The sequence below is a fragment of the Nocardia africana NBRC 100379 genome, from assembly GCF_001612635.1.
Taxonomy (GTDB): Bacteria; Actinomycetota; Actinomycetes; order Mycobacteriales; family Mycobacteriaceae; genus Nocardia; species Nocardia africana.
In genome coordinates, this window is sequence record NZ_BDAV01000002.1 from 326,768 (window position 1) to 344,834 (window position 18,067).

The 18,067-nt window shown below is 66.9% G+C and carries 16 protein-coding genes; 8 read left to right on the forward strand and 8 right to left on the reverse strand.

Annotated elements, in window-relative coordinates:
• Positions 1–8: 8 nt before the first annotated feature.
• Entirely contained in the window at positions 9–800 is a 792-nt protein-coding gene (locus tag NA3_RS02995) for an alpha/beta fold hydrolase (RefSeq protein WP_218021761.1), read from the reverse strand.
• Between the two features lie 112 nt (positions 801–912).
• Between NA3_RS02995 and NA3_RS03000 the strand changes: the two genes are divergently transcribed.
• Positions 913–1,797, forward strand: a complete 885-nt coding sequence (locus NA3_RS03000) for a LysR family transcriptional regulator (protein WP_062962002.1) — start codon at positions 913–915, stop codon at positions 1,795–1,797.
• 248 nt (positions 1,798–2,045) lie between these two features.
• Positions 2,046–2,189 (forward strand): hypothetical protein, encoded by a 144-nt coding sequence (locus NA3_RS36620; RefSeq protein ID WP_157126521.1) that lies wholly within the window; start codon positions 2,046–2,048, stop codon positions 2,187–2,189.
• 48 nt (positions 2,190–2,237) lie between these two features.
• On the opposite strand, the gene NA3_RS03005 is transcribed toward NA3_RS36620, so the two are convergent.
• From NA3_RS03005 to NA3_RS03025, 5 genes are all read right to left on the reverse strand, one after another.
• Complete coding sequence (locus NA3_RS03005; RefSeq protein ID WP_062962003.1) at positions 2,238–3,665, reverse strand: MFS transporter; 1,428 nt, start codon at positions 3,663–3,665, stop codon at positions 2,238–2,240.
• Positions 3,666–3,879: 214 nt separating this feature from the next.
• On the reverse strand, positions 3,880–4,869 hold the full coding sequence (locus NA3_RS03010) for a sigma-70 family RNA polymerase sigma factor (protein ID WP_062962060.1): 990 nt from the start codon (positions 4,867–4,869) through the stop codon (positions 3,880–3,882).
• Positions 4,870–5,115: 246 nt separating this feature from the next.
• The gene (locus tag NA3_RS03015) at positions 5,116–6,765 is read right to left on the reverse strand and encodes an acyl-CoA synthetase (protein ID WP_062962004.1); all 1,650 of its coding nucleotides are present in this window, start codon (positions 6,763–6,765) and stop codon (positions 5,116–5,118) included.
• Positions 6,766–6,980: 215 nt separating this feature from the next.
• Positions 6,981–8,522 carry an acyl-CoA synthetase gene (locus NA3_RS03020; protein WP_062962005.1) on the reverse strand — a complete coding sequence of 514 codons (1,542 nt, stop codon included), beginning with the start codon at positions 8,520–8,522 and terminating at the stop codon, positions 6,981–6,983.
• Between the two features lie 30 nt (positions 8,523–8,552).
• The gene (locus NA3_RS03025; RefSeq protein ID WP_062962006.1) at positions 8,553–9,590 is read right to left on the reverse strand and encodes an LLM class F420-dependent oxidoreductase; all 1,038 of its coding nucleotides are present in this window, start codon (positions 9,588–9,590) and stop codon (positions 8,553–8,555) included.
• Between the two features lie 104 nt (positions 9,591–9,694).
• Here NA3_RS03025 and NA3_RS03030 point away from each other — a divergent pair, with 104 nt between their 5' ends.
• From NA3_RS03030 to NA3_RS03045, 4 genes are all read left to right on the forward strand, one after another.
• Positions 9,695–10,705 carry a Zn-ribbon domain-containing OB-fold protein gene (locus NA3_RS03030; RefSeq protein WP_062962007.1) on the forward strand — a complete coding sequence of 337 codons (1,011 nt, stop codon included), beginning with the start codon at positions 9,695–9,697 and terminating at the stop codon, positions 10,703–10,705.
• Between the two features lie 12 nt (positions 10,706–10,717).
• Complete coding sequence (locus tag NA3_RS03035; protein ID WP_062962008.1) at positions 10,718–11,752, forward strand: thiolase family protein; 1,035 nt, start codon at positions 10,718–10,720, stop codon at positions 11,750–11,752.
• A complete protein-coding gene (locus NA3_RS03040; protein WP_062962009.1) occupies positions 11,749–12,915 on the forward strand; it encodes a thiolase family protein in 1,167 nt (388 codons plus the stop codon). Before NA3_RS03035 ends, NA3_RS03040 begins: the two co-directional genes overlap by 4 nt.
• 103 nt (positions 12,916–13,018) lie before the next feature.
• On the forward strand, positions 13,019–13,441 hold the full coding sequence (locus NA3_RS03045) for a nuclear transport factor 2 family protein (protein WP_062962010.1): 423 nt from the start codon (positions 13,019–13,021) through the stop codon (positions 13,439–13,441).
• A 67-nt stretch (positions 13,442–13,508) separates the two neighbouring features.
• On the opposite strand, the gene NA3_RS03050 is transcribed toward NA3_RS03045, so the two are convergent.
• Positions 13,509–14,693, reverse strand: coding sequence for a cytochrome P450 (locus NA3_RS03050; RefSeq protein WP_062962011.1), 1,185 nt, complete (start codon positions 14,691–14,693; stop codon positions 13,509–13,511).
• Positions 14,694–14,906: 213 nt separating this feature from the next.
• Between NA3_RS03050 and NA3_RS03055 the strand changes: the two genes are divergently transcribed.
• Together NA3_RS03055 and NA3_RS03060 are read left to right on the forward strand one after the other, a co-directional pair.
• Positions 14,907–16,073: a steroid 3-ketoacyl-CoA thiolase gene (locus NA3_RS03055; RefSeq protein ID WP_062962012.1), complete on the forward strand. Its 1,167-nt coding sequence runs from the start codon at positions 14,907–14,909 to the stop codon at positions 16,071–16,073.
• Positions 16,074–16,431: 358 nt separating this feature from the next.
• Positions 16,432–16,848, forward strand: coding sequence for a helix-turn-helix domain-containing protein (locus tag NA3_RS03060; protein WP_014348820.1), 417 nt, complete (start codon positions 16,432–16,434; stop codon positions 16,846–16,848).
• Positions 16,849–17,022: 174 nt separating this feature from the next.
• Here NA3_RS03060 and NA3_RS03065 read toward each other — a convergent pair.
• Positions 17,023–18,067 (reverse strand): hypothetical protein (locus NA3_RS03065; RefSeq protein ID WP_233427268.1); only part of this gene is annotated, 1,045 nt, incomplete at its 5' end.

Genomic DNA, 18,067 nt, shown 5'->3' on the forward strand with positions numbered 1-18,067 from the left:
ATCGGTGATCAGGCGGCGGCCCGCCGAGTGAAGCCGGCGACCGCCGCGCGCAGGGCGGCCGTGAACTCGGCCGCTCGCTCCTGGTGCGGCATATGGCCCGCGCCGGCGATCACGCCGACGCGCGCGCCCGGCGTGAGGGCCGCGCACGTCCGCGCCACCGCCACCGGAATTTCGGCGTCCAGTTCGCCGTGCAGGTAGTGGATCGGCGTGCGCAGCCGCGGCAGCCGCGGGCGGGGATCGTAGGTCGCGAAGAGGTGGAACAGTTCGTCGATGTACACACCCGAATCGAGAATCTGTCGCACGGTCCAGTCCACCAGCGCCGGCGAGGTTCCCGGGGCGTACCAGTTCGGCACCCACCGGGCGACGAATTCGGCCCGGTGGTCCCGCATTTCGCCGATGATCTCGGCCAGCGGCATACCCTGCGCGGGCCAGTAGGCCGGACCGTCGACCGCGACCACACCGCCCAGCAGATCCGGATGGGCCAGCGCCAGTTCGGTCGCGAAGGTCGCGCCGACCGAGGATCCGACGACGATGGGGCGATACAACCCGAGCTGCCGGATGAGCTCGACGAGATCGGCGATCACACCGGCCAGGTCGTTGCCGGCGACCGGCCGGTCCGATCGCCCGCAGCCGCGCCAATCGACGGTGATTACCCGGAACTCGGTGGCCAGCGCGGCCTGCTGAGCGCCCCAGACCCGCCCGCTGGTACCCCAGCCGTGCAGGAACACCAGCGGCTGCCCGGTTCCCTGATCCTCGTAGTACAGCTGGACGTCGTCGACGGTGAGATACGGCATGGTCATCACTCCCCGGTGCGGTTTCCGATGTGCTGCGACCAGGAAACCGCGATCGGCCGCGCCGAAAAATGGTCGAACCGCGCTGGCACTGTTCACCGAAACTGATTAATCTCGCGCCGTGGAGCTCCGCCAACTGCAGTACTTCCTGACCGTGGCCGAGGAACTGCACTTCGGACGCGCGGCCGAGCGGCTGCATATCGTGCAGTCGGCCGTGAGCCAGCAGATCACCCGGCTGGAGCGGGAATTGGGCGTCGCACTGTTCGAGCGGACCACCCGGACCGTGCGCCTCACCGAGGGCGGGCGGCGCCTGCTTCCGCACGCCGAACAGGTCCTCGCCGCGGTGGCGCAGGCCCGGGCCGCCATCGACGATCTGCGCGTCGAACGCACCGGCACGGTCCGGCTGGGCACCAGCACCGGTCTGGGTACGCGCCTGGAAGGCATTCTCGTCGCCTTCACCCACCGCGCCGCGCACGCCCACCTCGAATTGGTCAACGCCGATACCGCGGATCGGATGAAGTGGGTGCGCTCGGGTCAACTGGATGCGGCGATCGTGCGCGGCGCGCGCGACGAACCCGGCCTCGAACTACTACCGCTGTGGTCGGACCCGCTCGTGGCCGCGCTCCCCGCCCGCCACGACCTCGCCGTGTTGCGCGAGATCGATCTCGCGCGCCTCGCGGAACTGCCGCTGCGGCTGGCCGGCCGCACGCGCAATCCCGCCCTGTACGACCTGGTCACCGACTCGTGCCGGCTGGCCGGCTTCGAACCGGCCTTCGGACCGGAGTTCACCACCGAACAGGACACGCTGGCCGCCATCGGCTTCGGCGCGCCGAGTTGGACGGTGTACTACGCGGCCCAGGCGGCGCACGTGTCGTTCCCGGGCGTGGTCTGGCGTCCGCTGCGCAACCCGGAGCCGCGGATGCCGAGCTATCTCGCGGTGCGGCCCGATCCGCCGCGGGCGGAGTTGCGCGCACTCATCGAGGCCTGCCACACCGTCACCGATTGACCACCTGATCATTGCGCCCGCCCCACCCGAACACGCTCCGCCCCAGCGGCTTTCGCTCCGCTGGCGCACGACCCGCCGCGGCGACCGACTCGGATAGGCTGGGCCACCGAGCTATCCGCGCGCCACACGTGCGCCTCGGCTACCGGCGAACACCTCGCAATAGGGGGACCGCGAATATGCGGGATTCTCCTGTGGCGCAACCACTTCCGCCTCTCGTATGCTTGACTCCCGAGAGGTGGGGGGACAGAGTGAAACGTTCGCTGATGTTCGTCATGGCGGCCCTCGCGGCGCTCTCGAGCTACGACTACGCGCGCTCCCCCGGCCACATCGGCATGGCGGTGGCCGCCGGAGTCGTCATCACCATCTGGCTGACCGCCAAGGCCATCGACTGACACGGGTGTGGCCCCCGACCAGGGTCGAGGGCCACGCGTGGGCGGCGGTCACACACCGGCCGGCACGCGTTCCCGCCGCGCCGGCGACCGGAATGTCGCCCAGGCGAGCGCCGCCGCCAGCACCGCGATCCCCGCCGCGGCACCGAATGCCGCCGAGAACCCGTCGGTGAGCGCATCGGCGTCATCGAGGCGATCGGCTCCGGCGGCCGAGGCGATCGCGGTGACCACCGCCAGCCCCAGCGCCGAGCCGATCTGATAGCCGGTGTTCACCAGCCCGGACGCCAGCCCGCCCTGCTCCGGCCGCGCCGCGGAAATGGCGGTCTGCAGCGACGGCACGAATGCCAGCGACATACCGAATGCGGCCAGCAGCGATCCGGGCAGCACGTCGATCCAGAAGCTGCCGTCGGCCCGGATGAGGGTCAGCCAGACCAGCCCGGCGCCCAGGAGCAGCAGTCCGGTGACGACCATGGCGCGAGCGCCGAAGCGCGCGAACAACTTCGGTGATACCGCGATCATGCCGACCATGATCAGGGCGGTCATCGGCAGCAGGGCCGCACCCGACGGGAACGCCGAATAACCGAGAACCTGCTGCAGATACAGGTTCAGAAAGAACCACATCGGCACCCAGGCCGCACCGAGCAGCACCTGAGCCAGGTTGGCCGCACCGAGATTCGGCGCACGGAAGATCGACAGCGGCATCAGCGGTTCCCGGCGACGAGCCTGCAGGATCAGGAACGCCGCCAGCAGGACGACCGCGAGCGCCAGGACGGCCCAGGTCGATCCGGACCCCCACCCGGCCTCGGGAGCGCGGACGACCGCGAAGACGGCCGCACCCAAGCCGAGCGTCGCGGTGAGGGCACCGAGCACATCGACCGAACCGCCGGCCGCCGAGGCCCCGCCGGGAACGAGTACCGCGGCCGCGACGACGGCCAGCGCGGCGATCGGAATGTTGATGTAGAAGACCCACGGCCACGAGGCGTACTCGGTGATGAGGCCGCCGAGGAATACGCCCGCGGTACCGCCCGCCGGGGCGGCGGCGCCGTAGAACGCGAATGCGGTGGTCAACTCCTTGGGATTCGACCCGAACACCATCATCAGCAGGGTCAGCGCCGAGGGAGCGATCAGTGCGGCGCCCGCGCCCTGGACCCCTCGTCCGATCAGCTCCAGCGCGGGCGAGCCGGCGAGCCCTGCGACCAGCGAGCCGGCGCCGAGCACGACCCAGCCCGCCTGGAAGATGCGGCGCGCACCCCAGATATCGGACAGTCGTCCGCCGAGCAGCAGCAATCCGCCGAAGACGATGACGTAGGCGTTGAAGACCCAGGACAGGCCCTCCTGCGAAAAGCCCAGAGACTCCTGCATTTTCGGCAGGGCGACCCCGATGATCGAGGTGTCCATGATGACCATGAACTGAGCCAGCGCGATCAGGGCCAATGCGAACCAGCGCCGCGTCGGCGGCGCGGATACCCGAGTGGACATCGAAATCCTCACTCCTCGGTTGCGGGCGCATCCGCTGCGCCCGTTGAATTTCCGACCCGTTCTGTATACCCCTATGGGGTATATCGACGACATGGAACGAGTCTGTGATTCGCGTCATACCCCCACAGGGTATAGCCGGAAGAACGTCCGCGGCCACGAAAAAGACGGGCCCGCCGGTCTTTCGACCGGCGGGCCCGTCACGATCCACGACGGATCAGTCGCGCAACTCCGGCGGCAATCCGAACAGCGGGAACAACCGGTCGGTGTCGAGGAAGAAGTTCAGTCCGCTGATCGCGGGACCGTCGAATTCCAGCACCGTGATCGACCAGGGCGAGAAGACCCCGGGTTCGTCGGTGGGTTTGTACTGACCGAAGGCCGGAAGGCCGTTGGCGCCTTCCAGCGGAACCAGCCGCGAACCACGGCAGGCCGAGGGCCCCGGCGACACCATGAACCGAGCGACGTTCTCCGGGCCGGAAACCCACAGCTCGATGGGCGGCATCGACAGCGCCACATCCTCTTTGAGCAACGAGGTGAGCGCGTCCATGTCGTAGGCCTCGAAGGCGCGGACGAAACCGTCGACGAGTTTGCGCTGACTGTCGTCGGATTCGTCGTAGCCGCCCGACTCCGAGGGCTGCACCTTCGACATCGTCGCGCGGGCCCGCTGCAGCGCGCTGTTCACCGAGGCCGGCGACATCATCAACATCTCGGCCGTCTCGTTGGCCGAGAACCGAAGCACCTCCCGCATGATCAGGATCGCCCGCTGGGTGGCCGGCAGATGCTGACAGGCCGCCACGAACGCCAGCCGCAGCGAATCCTTGGTGCTGGCATGCTCGGCCGGGTCGGCGCCGAAGGCCAGTGCGTTCGGAATCGGCTCGACCCAGACGTAATCCGGCTGCGGCGGCGGTAGCGGACTGTCCGGACTCGACGGCCCGGACAGGTCCATCGGCCGGGCCCGGCGCTGCGGGCCGTCGAGCATGTCCAGGCAGATGTTCGTGGTGATCTTGTACAGCCACGACCGCAGACTGGACCGCCCCTCGAACGAGTCGTAGGCCTTCCAGGCCCGAGTGAAAGTCTCCTGAACCGCGTCCTCTGCCTCGAACGAGGAACCCAACATCCGATAGGCGTAAGCACACAGCTCCCGCCGGTAACTCTCGAATTGCTGCAGCACGTCGTCGACGGTGCCGGCGGAAGCTTGTTCGCTCATGCGGATCACTGTGGCACAGGCCACCGACAGAAAACACCCCGGAAGTGGGGGCATGGACACGAACGCCGTGCTCAGCAGGCCGCGGCCATGCAATGGCACTCGACGGATACGCGGCGGACGAAAGTCACCAGCCTCCGGCGCCACGAAATCGCCGCGCCCCCACTGCCATGCCGGGGCGCGGCGATATCGATTGCCGGTTATTTACTTCGGCGAGCTATCTATTTCGGGGTGGCTATTTCGTCGTGACTATTTCGACGATGCCTGCGAATCCTCGTCGGCCGGCCGCGATCGAGCGTGTTCGTTGGCCCAGCGGTAGTCGGGTTTACCGGCCGGAGACCGCTTGATCTCGTCCACGAACCACAGGCTGCGCGGCAGCTTGTAGGAGGAGATCTCCTTGGTCAGCACCGGACGCAGCTCCTCGAGCGTCGGACGGTTGCCGCCTCGACACTGCACGACCGCGGCCACCCGCTGTCCCCACCGCTCGTCCGGCACACCGATCACCAGCGCGTCGAAGATCTCCGGATGGCACTTGAGCGCGCCCTCGACCTCTTCCGGGTAGATCTTCTCGCCGCCGCTGTTGATGCTGACCGACCCGCGGCCCAGCATCGTCACGGTGCCGTCCTCCTCGACCCGGGCGAAGTCGCCGGGGATCGAGTAGCGAACGCCGTTGAACTCCTTGAACGTCGCGGCGGTCTTCACCGGGTCGTTGTAGTAGCCGAGCGGGATGTTGCCGGTCCGGGCCAGCACGCCCACCTGACCGGAGCCGGGCGCGACGGGGTTGCCCTGCTCGTCGATGACGGCGGTGGAGGCGTCGATCTTGACCCGAGGACCGCCGGTGTGAGTCGCGCCCTTGGCCGCCACCGACAGCCCGCCGAAACCGGTCTCCGAGGAGCCGATGGAATCGGTGATGACGGTATTCGGCAGCAGCTCGATGAACTCGTCCTTGAGCGCCGGGGAGAACAGCGCGGCACTGCTGGCCATCGCCCACAGATTCGCGTGCTTGTACGGCTCACCGGTTTCCGGATTGCCTTCCTTGAGCGCGTCCAGCATCGGCCGCGCCATGGCGTCACCGGTGATGAAGATGAGGTTCACGCCGTGGCGGTCGATCGCCTGCCACACGGTGTGGGCGCCGAACTCCGGCAGCATGATCGTCTTGCCACCGTCGAACAGGCCGTGGAAGGTCGCCGACTGCGAACCGCCGTGGATCATCGGCGGGATCGGATAGCGCACCATCTGCCCACCGGCGGCGCCGGCCTTGGCCTGCTGCCACTCGTCCTCGATCGCTTCGCCGGTGACGAAGTTGATGCCACCGCCGAGCACCCGCCACCAGTCCTCGTGCCGCCACATGACGCCCTTGGGCATGCCGGTGGTGCCGCCGGTGTAGATCATGAAGATGTCGTCGTTGGAGCGGTCGCCGAAGTCGCGCTCACCGTGCGAAGCCGCCAGTGCCGCTTCGTATTCCACCGAATCCGCGGGCAGCGGCACCTCGGCTTCGGTACCGTCGTTCACGGCGATGACCGTCTTCAACTTCGGCGTGTTCGGCCGCACGGCCGATACCTTGTCGCTGTAACGACGTTCGTGAATCAGCGCGACCATATCGGAATTGTCGAAAATGTATTGCAACTCGTTCTCGACGTACCGGAAGTTCACGTTGATCATTACTGCCCGCGCCTTGAAGATCGCGACCATGGCCTCCACGGCCTCGATCGTGTTGCGCGAGTAGATGCCGACCTTGTCACCCGGTTGCACACCCTGTTCTTGCAGGTAATGCGCCAATCGGTTGGCCCGATCCTCCAGCTCGGCATAGGTCACCGAGCGGACGTCGTCGGCCAGCGCGACACGGTCCGGCACGAGGTCGATGGTGTGTTCGACAAGGTCCGCTATGTTGTAGCTCACAGGACCAAAATAGAACGTGTTCTTACGCCTGACAAGACTTGATTTACACAGTTTACTAATTCCGCCGAAGCGGCAGCGGGTTTCGCCGGAACGCGTATTCTGCAACGCCGACGAGCCCGCCGGCGGAACCGGGCGGGCTCGAAGGCGCCCCGATCGAGGACGCCCACACAGGGCAGGACGGAAAGGGCATCCGGACTCGATCGGCGAGACTGCGGCTACGCGGGCACGTAACGCTCGCGCAGCTTGCGCTTGTACAACTTTCCGTTCGGATCGCGCGGCAGTTCGGGCAGGTAGTCGATGCTCTTGGGCAGCTTGTACTTCGCCAGGCGAGCCGCGGCGAACTCCATCAGCTCCCGGGTCAGTTCGCCGTCGGCCGCGACTCCTTCGGCCGGCTGCACGACGGCCTTCACCTCCTGCCCCCAATCCGGATGCGGGATACCGAAGACCGCGACGTCGGCGACCTTGGGATGGGTGATCAACTCACCCTCGATCTCGGCCGGATAGATGTTCACTCCCCCGGACAGGATCAGGTCCGAGCGCCGGTCGTGCAGGAACAGATAACCGTCGGCATCCATATGCCCGATGTCGCCCACGGTGAACAGATCGCCCACCCGCGCGTCCTCGGTCTTCGACTTGTCCTTGTGGTACTCGAAGTTGGAGCCGCCCATCTTCATGTACACCTGGCCGACCTCGCCGGGCGCGACCTCGTTGCCGTCCTCGTCGAGCACCTTCACCACCGCGTACGGCCACGCCTTGCCGACCGAACCCGGCTTGCGCAACCACTCCTCGCCCGAGATCGACGTGCCGCCGCCCTCGGTGGCCGCGTAATACTCGGTGACGACCGGGCCCCACCACTCCAGCATCTTGCGCTTGGTCTCCTGCGGGCACGGCGCGGCGCCGTGGATCATGCACCGCAGCGAGGAGACGTCGTAGCGCGCCCGCACCTCCTCCGGGAGGGCGAGCAGCCGGTGGAACTGGGTGGGGACCATATGGCTGTGGGTCACCCGATGTGTGTCGATCAGCCGCAGCATCTCCTCCGGATCCCACTTGTCCATCAGAACCACCTTGTGCCCCAATTGAATCGAGATCGAGGCGAAGTTCAGCACGGCGGTGTGATAGAGCGGCGAGCCGCAGATGTGCACGTGGTCGTCGAAGGGCTGAATGCCGAAGAGTCCGAAGAAGCCGGTCGCCTGCGGGCCCACCACATCCGGATCGGCGCCGGTCAACGGGCGGCGAACTCCCTTGGGGCGCCCGGTGGTTCCCGAGGTGTAGAGCATCGGCGCACCGGTGGTCCGGACGTCGGGACGTCCGGACTCCCTCGCACCGAGTTCGGCCAGGGGCTGGAACCCGTCGACGGCACCCACCGAATAGCGCGCGCTCGCAGGCACATTCGCCTCGTCGGCGGCGATCGTCGCCGCCTCGGCGAAGCGCTCGTCGGCGATGAACACCTTCGCCTCGCTGTCGCCGAGGATGTAGGCGACCTCCGGACCGGTCAGATGCCAGTTCACCGCGACGATGTACAGCCCGGCCTGGTAGGCCGCGAAGTACACGCCGAGCGCCTCGGTGGTGTTGTGCACCATCGACACCAGCACATCGCCGGGCTGTAAACCCTTGGCCTGCAAGCCTCTTGCGATGCGGTCGGCCTGGTCCGCCAGCTCCCGGTAGCTGACCTCGCGCCCCGACGGATCGATGACCGCGATCCGATCGGGGTCGGTGGCAGCGATATTCCACAGTCCCAGCTTCTGCGCCGGCTCCATCGAAGTCACTCCTCGAATCTAGAACGTGTTCTACATCTGAACAAGGGGGGCGAGACGGTGCAGCTGCGCCACGTCGCGGACGGTCACCAGGAGCATTCCGACGCCCGCCGCCTCCCAGACCTTCAGCTGGGAACGCACATGGTCCTCGTCGCCGATGATGGCGGTATCGAGGATCAGCTGGTCGGGAATCACGGCGGCGGCCTCGTCCTTGCGGCCGGAGCGGAACAGCCTGGTGATCTCGTCGACCTCGGCGCCGTAACCCATCCGGCGATAGACCTGAGCGTGGAAGTTCAGCTCCTCGGCACCCATGCCGCCGATGTAGAGCGCCATCACCGGCTTGATCCGATCGATCTCGGCGCGAGGGTCGTCGGTGATGATCACCTGACAGCTCGCCGCGATCTCGAAGTCCTCCCGAGAACGCCGGGCGCCGGGACGGGCAAACCCCTCGTCGAGCCATTCGTCGTACATTCCGGCAAGTCGCGGGGTGTAGTAGATCGCCAGCCAGCCGTCGGCGATCTCGGCCGTCAGCGCCACGTTCTTGGGCCCCTCGGCGCCGAGCCAGATCGGCAGATCCGCACGTAGCGGGTGGGTTATCGGCTTGAGCGGTTTACCCAGGCCGGTCGAGCCGGGCCCGTCGTAGGGCAACCGGTACTGCGCGCCCTGACTCACCACCGGCGCCTGGCGGGCCAGCACCTGGCGGATGATCCCGACGTACTCCCGGGTGCGCTGCAACGGCTTGGCGAACGGCTGGCCGTACCAGCCCTCCACCACCTGCGGACCGGAGACGCCCAGCCCCAGGATGTGGCGGCCACCGCTGAGGTGATCGAGGGTCAGCGCGGCCATCGCGGTCGCGGTGGGAGTGCGCGCGGACAGCTGCACCACCGACGTCCCGAGCCGCACCCGGTGTGTGGACGCACCCCACCAGGCCAGTGGGGTGAAGGCATCCGAACCCCACGACTCGGCGGCGAAAACCGCGTCGAATCCGGCCTCCTCGGCGGCCACCACCAACTCCCCGGCGTTGGGCGGCGGTCCCGCACCCCAATATCCGAGCTGCAATCCGAACCGCATCGTCGACTCCTTCCGCCGAGCCCGTCGCCGGACACCTTTCCAGGTAGCCCTTGCCACCAGAATAAGAACCTGTTCTACTCGATATCGTGACCAATGGGAACACCATGACCGGCGTAATCGCGAAAGGCAGCGGTCCGGAAGCGGAACCCGCACCCGAGGTACTCAGCGCCGAACTACGGATGAAGTTCGACTACACCCGATCGGTCGGACCGACCATCGGCCGGTTCCTGACCGGGTTGCGCGAGGGCCGGATCGTCGGCGTTCGCGGCAGCGACGGCCGGGTGATCGTGCCGCCGGCGGAATTCGATCCGGTGACCGCGGAGCGGCTGACCGAGTTCGTCGACGTCTCCGATATCGGCACGGTGCAGAGCTGGAGCTGGGTCGCCGATCCGCTGCCCGGCCAGCCGTTCGACCGCCCCTTCGCCTGGGCGCTGGTGAAATTCGACGGCGCCGACACCGCGGTGCTGCACGCTCTCGACGTGTCGTCTCCCGACGACGTGCGCAGCGGAATGCGCGTGCGGGTGCGCTGGGCCGACGAACGCACCGGCAGCATCCACGACATCGCCTGCGTCGAACCGGGCGAAACTTCCTCGGCCCCAGCCGATTCCACCTCGTCGGATACCGAGGCGGCCGAGCCGGTCACCGGCATCGTCACCCCGATAGACCTGCGGTACAAGCACACCGCCTCGCCCACCGAGACGCGGTACCTGCAGGCGCTGGCCGAGGGTCGCCTGATCGGCGGTCGCGCCGACGCCGAGAGCAAGGTGTACTTCCCGCCGCGCGGCGCCGACCCGATCGACGGCCGCCCGACCGACGAGATGGTGGACCTGCCCGATACCGGCACCATCACAACGTTCTGCATCGTGAACGTGCCGTTCATGGGCCAGAAGATCAAGCCGCCGTACGTCACCGCGTACGTACTGCTCGACGGCGCCGATATTCCGGTGCTGCACCGGGTGCTGGGCTGCGATCCCAGCGAAGTCCGCATGGGTATGCGCGTGAAGGCGGTGTGGAAGCCGCGCGAGGAGTGGGGTTACACGCTGGAGAACGTGGACCACTTCGAGCCCAACGGCGAGCCGGACGCGGACTACGACAGCTACCGGCACCACCTCTAGGAGCGAAACACCTTGAGCGACAACGCAACAGATATCGCGGTGGTGGGCTTCGCCCACGCCCCGCATGTCCGCGAAACCTACGGCACCACCAACGGTGTCGAAATGCTGGTTCCGTGCTTCCGGCAGCTGTACGACAAGCTCGGCATCGGTGTGTCCGATATCGACTTCTGGTGCTCCGGATCCTCCGATTACCTCGCCGGACGCGCTTTCTCGTTCATCTCCGCGATCGACTCGATCGGCGCCGTGCCGCCGATCAACGAATCGCACGTCGAAATGGACGCCGCCTGGGCGCTGTACGAGGCCTGGGTGAAACTGCGCTCCGGGCAGGCCGAGACCGCCTTGGTCTACGGCTTCGGCAAGCCGTCGGCCGGCACGCTGCGGCAGGTGCTGACGATGCAGATGGATCCGTACCTGGTCGCCCCGCTGTGGCCGGACGCGGTCTCCGTGGCCGGGCTGCAGGCCCGGGCCGGTCTCGACGCCGGAAACTGGACCGAACGCGATATGGCCGCGGTCTCGGCCGCCGACGACGCCGAGATCGAGAAGCGGCTCGCCGCACCGTATGTCGCGAATCCGTTGCGCGCACACGACATCGCGCCGATCACCGACGGCGCCGCCGCGATCGTGCTGGCCCGCGGCGACAAGGCCCGCGAGCTGTGCGAGCGGCCGGCCTGGCTGACCGGCATGGCGCATCGCATCGATACCCCGATGTTCGGCGCCCGCGATCTGACCACCTCCCCCTCCACCGCGGCCGCGGCCAAGGCGGTGCTCGGCGGGGATGCGAGCGGATTCGATGTCGCCGAATTGCATGCGACCTACAGCCACGAACAGCTGATCCTGAAGCAGGCCATCGGGCTGAGCGAGTCCACCCGCATCAACCCCTCGGGTGGTGCGCTGGCGGGCAACCCGATGTTCGCCGCCGGACTGGAACGAATCGGCTACGCGGCCAACGAAATCATGAACGGCACCGCCGAGCGAGCCCTCGCACACGCCACCAGCGGTCCGGCGTTGCAGCAGAACTTGGTGGCGATCCTGGAGGCAGGACGATGACGCAGCAAGCCGCCGTACTCGGCACGGGACAAACCCATCACGTGACGAAACGGACCGATGTCTCGATGGCCGGTATGTGCCGCGAGGCAATCGATCGCGCACTCGAAGATGCCGATCTGACGATGGCCGATATCGACGCGGTGATCGTCGGTAAGGCGCCGGATCTGTTCGAGGGCTCGATGATGCCCGAGCTGTTCATGGCGGATGCCCTGGGCGCCACCGGAAAACCGCTGCTGCGCGTGCACACGGCGGGTTCGGTCGGCGGTTCGACCGGCGTCGTGGCCGCCAACCACGTGCAGGCCGGCGTGTACCGCCGGGTGCTGGCGATCTGCTGGGAGAAGCAGTCCGAATCCAATGCCATGTGGGCCCTGTCCAATCCGGTGCCGTTCACGATGCCGGTCGGCGCCGGTGCGGGCGGGTACTTCGCACCGCACGTGCGCGCGTACATCCGCCGGGCCAACGCTCCCCTGCACATCGGCGCGATGGTGGCGGTGAAGGACCGCCGCAACGGCGCGAAGAATCCGTTCGCGCATCTGCGCCAGCCCGATATCACCATGGAATCGGTACTCGCGTCCCAAATGCTCTGGGACCCGGTACGTTTCGACGAGACCTGCCCGTCCTCCGACGGCGCGTGCGCGATCGTGATCGGCGACGAGGAGTCGGCGAAGGCGGCCGAGGCGTCGGGTAAGAAGGTCGCGTGGGTGCACGGCACGGCCATGCGCACCGAACCGCTGGCCTACTCCGGCCGCGACCAGGTCAACCCGCAGGCCGGACGCGACGCCGCGGCCGCGCTGTGGAAGCAGGCCGGGATCACCAATCCGCTCGAGGAGATCGACGCGGCGGAGATCTACGTCCCGTTCTCCTGGTTCGAACCGATGTGGCTGGAGAACCTGGGCTTCACTCCCGAGGGCGAGGGCTGGAAGCTGGTCGATGCGCGCGAGACCGAGATCGGCGGAAAGCTGCCGGTCAATCCCTCGGGCGGTGTGTTGAGTTCCAACCCGATCGGCGCATCCGGCATGATCCGCTTCGCGGAGGCGGCCAAGCAGGTAATGGGCCGGGCCGGCGATTACCAAGTCGAGGGTGCTCGAAAAGCGTTCGGCCATGCCTATGGTGGCGGATCACAGTACTTCTCGATGTGGGTAGTGGGCTCGGAACCACGGTGACACGCAATTCCGCCGGCATTTCCGGGTGTCCGGATTGCCGGCGGAAAGCACATTTGCAATTCCATCAGCAAATTCGCCGATACCGCCGAGCCGGGAGTCCGATATGACCGCTACCACTACCACCGACCATCCGGCGCGCCTGGCCGGACGGGCCTCACAGGCCGCGGTACGCGCCCGGGACAAGGACGCGTGGCTGGCACTGTTCGCCGCCGACGGCATCGTGGAGGATCCGATCGGCCCCTCGGTCTTCGATCCCGACGGCGTGGGTCACCGCGGCCACGAGGCCATCGCGGCGTTCTGGGACAAGGCCATCGCCCCGACCGAATCCATCGACTTCGTCTTCGGAGACTCCTTCGCCTGCGGCAACGAGGTGGCCTTCACCGGGCTGATCCGCACCCAGCTGGGCGGACACGTCATCGACGCCGAGGGTGTCTTCACCTACAAGGTCGACGACGCCGGGAAGATCGTGGCTCTGCGCGCGTTCTGGGAAACCGATCGCGCCATGGGAACCATGCGCAAGCAGTGAAGCCGCCGCACGAACAAAGGGCGGGCACCCATCGGGTGCCCGCCCTGTTCGTGTTTCAGGGTGCGAATCAGGCCTTGGTCTTGTAGTCGACCTGGAATTCCTTGATGCCGTTGAGCCAGCCCGAGGTCAGGCGTTTGGGGTCGCCGAGCTTGGTGATATCGGGCAGGTGGTCGGCGATGGCGTTGAAGATCAGGTCGATCTCCAGCCGGGCCAGGTTCGCGCCGATGCAGAAGTGGGCGCCGGTGCCACCGAAGGACAGGTGCGGGTTCGGATCGCGAGTGATGTCGAAGGTGTACGGGTTCTCGAACACCTCCTCGTCGAAGTTGGCCGAGCGGTACATCAGCAGGACGCGCTGGCCCTTCTTGATCTGCACCCCGGACAGTTCGGTGTCGACCAGGGCGGTCCGCTGGAACGAGCTCACCGGCGTGGCCCAGCGGATGATCTCGTCGGCGGCGGTGACCGGCCGCTCGCGCTTGTAGAGCTCCCACTGTTCCGGGTTCTCCAGGAACGCGATCATGCCGTGGGTGATGGCATTGCGGGTGGTCTCGTTCCCGGCGACCGCCAGCAGGATGACGAAGAAGCCGAACTCCTCCGAGGTCAGCGCCTCACCGTCGATATCGGCGTTGACCAGGGCGGTGACGATGTCGTTGGCCGGTTCCGCCTTACGAGCCTCCGCCATCTGCCAGGCGTAGCCGAGAATCTCCATCGACGAGGCGGCCGGGTCGGCGTCGCTGTCCGGATCGTCGTAGCCGGTCATCTCGTTGGACCACTGGAAGACCTTCATCCGGTCTTCCTGCGGGACGCCGATCAGTTCGGCGATCGCCTGCAGCGGCAGCTCGCAGGCCACCTGGGTGACGAAGTCGCCGGCGCCACTGGCCGCGGCCGCCTCGACGATCGATTTGGCGCGAGCGGACAGCTCCGCGCGCAGGCCGTTGATCGCGCGCGGGGTGAAGCCCTTGGAAATCAGTTTGCGCAGTTTGGTGTGTTCGGGCGCATCCTTGTTGATCAGGATGTGGCGCTGCAGCTCGATGGCCTCGCGCGGGATGTCGTCGTTGAAGCGGGGAATCGCGGTGTTCTCGTAGGTGGAGAAATCGTCGCGCCGCGAGACCTCCTTGACATCGGCGTGCTTGGACACAACCCAGAAGCCGTCGTCGTGGAACCCGCCGACCTCCGGAGACTGCGGGTTCCACCAGATCGGCGCGGCCCGGCGCAGCTCCGCGAACTCTTCGACGGGAATGCCGCGGGCCCACATGTCCGGATCTGTGGCATCGAACCCCTCGGGGAGGTTCGGAGCTACATGGGTGTCAACCACCAGTTGTCTCCTTCGACTAACTGAAACACGTTCTACCTTCATTGCAGCATAGGTGGTATCAGTAGTAAAGAAGCCATAGTCCGCCCTCAGTACATCCACAGAACTTGTTCCAGTTTCTGTGCTGATACGGATCCTGTTCGAAAGGTTGAAGTTATGGGCACCCCCGTCATCGTCGAGGCCGCGCGCACCCCGATCGGCAAACGCAACGGCTGGCTGGCCGGCCTGCACGCCGCCGAGGTGCTCGGCGCCGCCCAGCGCGGCGTCCTCGAGCGCGCACAGCTCGATCCGGCACTGGTCGAACAGGTCATCGGCGGCTGCGTCATGCAGGTCGGCGAGCAGAGCAACAACGTCACCCGCACCGCGTGGCTGCACGCCGGGCTCCCCTGGCAGGTGGGCGCGACCACGATCGACTGCCAGTGCGGGTCCGCCCAGCAGGCCAACCACCTGATCGCCGGGCAGATCGCCCAGGGCGCGATCGACATCGGCGTCGCCTGTGGCGTGGAATCCATGAGCCACGTCCCGCTGGGCGCGAACGTGGGCGAGAACGCCGGGCCCCGCCGCCCCGCGAGCTGGGACATCGATATGCCCAACCAGTTCGAGGCGGCCGAGCGAATCGCCAAGCGGCGCGGCATCACCCGCGACGACGTCGACGAATTCGGCGTGCGCTCACAGCGTTTGGCCGCGCAGGCATGGGCGGAAGGGCGCTTCGATCGCGAGGTGCTGACCATCGCCGGCGCCCCGCAGGTCGACAAGGAGGGCACCCTCACCGGCGAGACGCTCGACGTCAACCGCGACCAGGGATTGCGCGAGACCAGCCGGGAGAGCCTGGCGAAGCTGAAGCCGGTGCTGGAGGACGGAATTCATACCGCCGGCACCTCGTCGCAGATCTCCGACGGCGCGGCCGCCGTGCTGCTCATGGACGAACAGGCCGCGGCGCGTGCCGGACTGAAGCCGCGGGCGCGCATCGTCACCCAGTGCCTCGTCGGCGCCGAGCCGGAGTTCCACCTCGACGGTCCGGTGCAGGCGACCACGCGCCTGCTGGAGAAGTCGGGCATGAGCATCGCCGATATCGATCTCTTCGAAATCAACGAAGCCTTCGCCTCGGTTCCGCTGTCGTGGGCGTCGGTGCACAAGCCGGATATGGACCGGGTCAACGTCAACGGCGGCGCGATCGCGATCGGACATCCGGTCGGCAGCACGGGATCCCGGTTGATCACCACCGCCCTGCACGAGCTGGAACGCTCCGACAAGTCGATCGCGATGGTCCTCATGTGCGCCGGTGGCGCACTTGCGACCGGAACAATCATCGAGCGGTTGTAATACCGAACAGATTTCGTCCCCAGTTGAACGTTCATCCTCACAGCTCCGAGACGTGTCGTACGCCACACAAACTGCGATACAGACAAAAGGATGAGATGTCAGCTATCTTCCGGTTATCAATGGCCCGTTGAACGAGACTCGTTCGACGGGCCAGAACCGGAGCGTACTGCCCCTCGACCAGTGAGGGCGCGGTGCCCCGCAAACGCGCCGACGCTGAACAGTTCCCGGACGGCCGACCTGGAAGCTTCAAGGAAATCCTGAATCAGGCGTAGGTTTTCAGTTACTCAGCCGCTAATATCAATGATACGTATCCGAGATAACGACTGTTAGTACAGCGAAGGGAATTGGGCGGCTCACAATGGCTGATTTCGCGGCGCGGCTGAACAAGCTGTTCGAAACCGTGCATCCCCCGGGGCGTAAGCCGCACACCAATGCCGAGGTGGCGGCAGCGCTCACCGCCTCCGGGCATCCGATCTCGAAACCGTATCTCTCGCAGTTGCGGTCGGGTCAGCGGACGAACCCCTCAGATGAGACGGTTGCCGCACTGGCAAAGTTCTTCAAGGTCAAACCGGACTACTTCTTCAACGACATCTACGCCGCCAAGATCGACCATGATCTGGAGCTGCTGTCCCAGCTGCAGGGCTATGGACTGCGTCGGCTGTCGAGCAGGGCGTTCGATCTCTCCGAAGAGTCGCAGAACCTCCTGACCTCGATGGCCGAAAAGCTCCGGGCGAGTGAAGGTCTGCCCGAGGTTCCACCGGACGGCACGGAATAGCAAGTTGGACAAGGCAACACAGTGCGGCACTCGGAACCGCACTGTGTTGTCTTGTGACCTGAGACCGAAGCGGTGACGCTTCGGTCCGCGCTGTGTAATTCAGCCTGCGCTGTGTAGTTCAGCATGCGCTGTGCGATCGGACCGCCCGCCCAATCGGTCCGACCGCATCGATGGTCAATCCGCCTGTGCGACCGCTGATTTCCGGTCGATCGCGGTGTGCTCGAAGGCGCGGGCGATCGCCTGCACCCAGCCGCGCGGGCTCAATCCCTCCGGCGGTGCGATCCAGCGGGCATCGACGATCTCGTCACCGAGCGGATTGCGTGCCCAGCGGGCCACTCGCTCGGCACGTTCGGTGGTCGAACGCGCGGGCACCCCGGCCGCCGCCAGTTCCATACCGCCGCCGGTCTGCAGATACAGCGCGTCCATGATCTGCGCGACCTGATCGGAAGCCTTGAGCTGAGTGGCCGACACCGTCTGCTCGTGCGCCACCACCTCGGGGAAGCGCTCGACCATCGTGCGGTGCAGGGCCCGAATCTGGCGCAGCAGCAGGCGCGCTCGCATCCACAGCTCGATCACGATCCACACCGCGCCGACCGCGATCAGCAGACTCGCGAGCTGCCAGGCCGGCCAGAACCAGCCCGGATCGCCCGGGCGCACGGGCTGTTCACCGATCGCCAGCCGCAGAACGGACAGGGCCGCAAGCACTCCCGCGACCACCGTGCCGGTGGTGTAGAGCGCGATACCGCGGCCCAGCGCCGTCCAGTCCAGATTGCGCAGACCGGTCACGGCGATGAAGACGCAGCCGAGCAGGGTCACGACCCAGCCGAACAGGATCGACCACCCGATGGTGGCGGCGATGACGAGCGCGCCGAAACCGTAGACCATCCAGGCGATCTGGCGCAGGTTCCGGCGCGAGACGACCGGCCAGGCGGCGGCCGCGACCACCGACGTCGCCACCGCGAACAGCAGCCAGGTCGCCACCACCAGGCGGTCGGCCAGGGCCTGGCCGTGGATCCCGTGCGGCAGTGCGTGATCCACCGCGACCGCGATCTCCGGAATGCCGAGGGTGGCCGCGGCGGCCACCGCCGCGACCGCGATCACGATCGCCACCCGGGCCGTGGTCGCGGGCTTCACCAGGACACGACCGATGCGGGCACCGGCCGCCATCCACACCAGCAGGGCCGTCAACCAGAACGTCATACCTACCCTGTCCTTCTCG

What these genes read in the sequence shown, in the direction of transcription:
- NA3_RS03010 (WP_062962060.1), bottom strand. Translation starts at nt 4,869, where the DNA reads ATGAGCGAACAAGCTTCCGCCGGCACCGTCGACGACGTGCTGCAGCAA.
- NA3_RS03005 (WP_062962003.1), bottom strand. Translation starts at nt 3,665, where the DNA reads ATGTCCACTCGGGTATCCGCGCCGCCGACGCGGCGCTGGTTCGCATTG.
- NA3_RS03050 (WP_062962011.1), bottom strand. Translation starts at nt 14,693, where the DNA reads ATGTGGGCCCGCGGCATTCCCGTCGAAGAGTTCGCGGAGCTGCGCCGG.
- NA3_RS03045 (WP_062962010.1), top strand. Translation starts at nt 13,019, where the DNA reads ATGACCGCTACCACTACCACCGACCATCCGGCGCGCCTGGCCGGACGG.
- NA3_RS02995 (WP_218021761.1), bottom strand. Translation starts at nt 800, where the DNA reads ATGACCATGCCGTATCTCACCGTCGACGACGTCCAGCTGTACTACGAG.
- NA3_RS03020 (WP_062962005.1), bottom strand. Translation starts at nt 8,522, where the DNA reads ATGGAGCCGGCGCAGAAGCTGGGACTGTGGAATATCGCTGCCACCGAC.
- NA3_RS03025 (WP_062962006.1), bottom strand. Translation starts at nt 9,590, where the DNA reads ATGCGGTTCGGATTGCAGCTCGGATATTGGGGTGCGGGACCGCCGCCC.
- NA3_RS03060 (WP_014348820.1), top strand. Translation starts at nt 16,432, where the DNA reads ATGGCTGATTTCGCGGCGCGGCTGAACAAGCTGTTCGAAACCGTGCAT.
- NA3_RS03055 (WP_062962012.1), top strand. Translation starts at nt 14,907, where the DNA reads ATGGGCACCCCCGTCATCGTCGAGGCCGCGCGCACCCCGATCGGCAAA.
- NA3_RS03030 (WP_062962007.1), top strand. Translation starts at nt 9,695, where the DNA reads ATGACCGGCGTAATCGCGAAAGGCAGCGGTCCGGAAGCGGAACCCGCA.
- NA3_RS03040 (WP_062962009.1), top strand. Translation starts at nt 11,749, where the DNA reads ATGACGCAGCAAGCCGCCGTACTCGGCACGGGACAAACCCATCACGTG.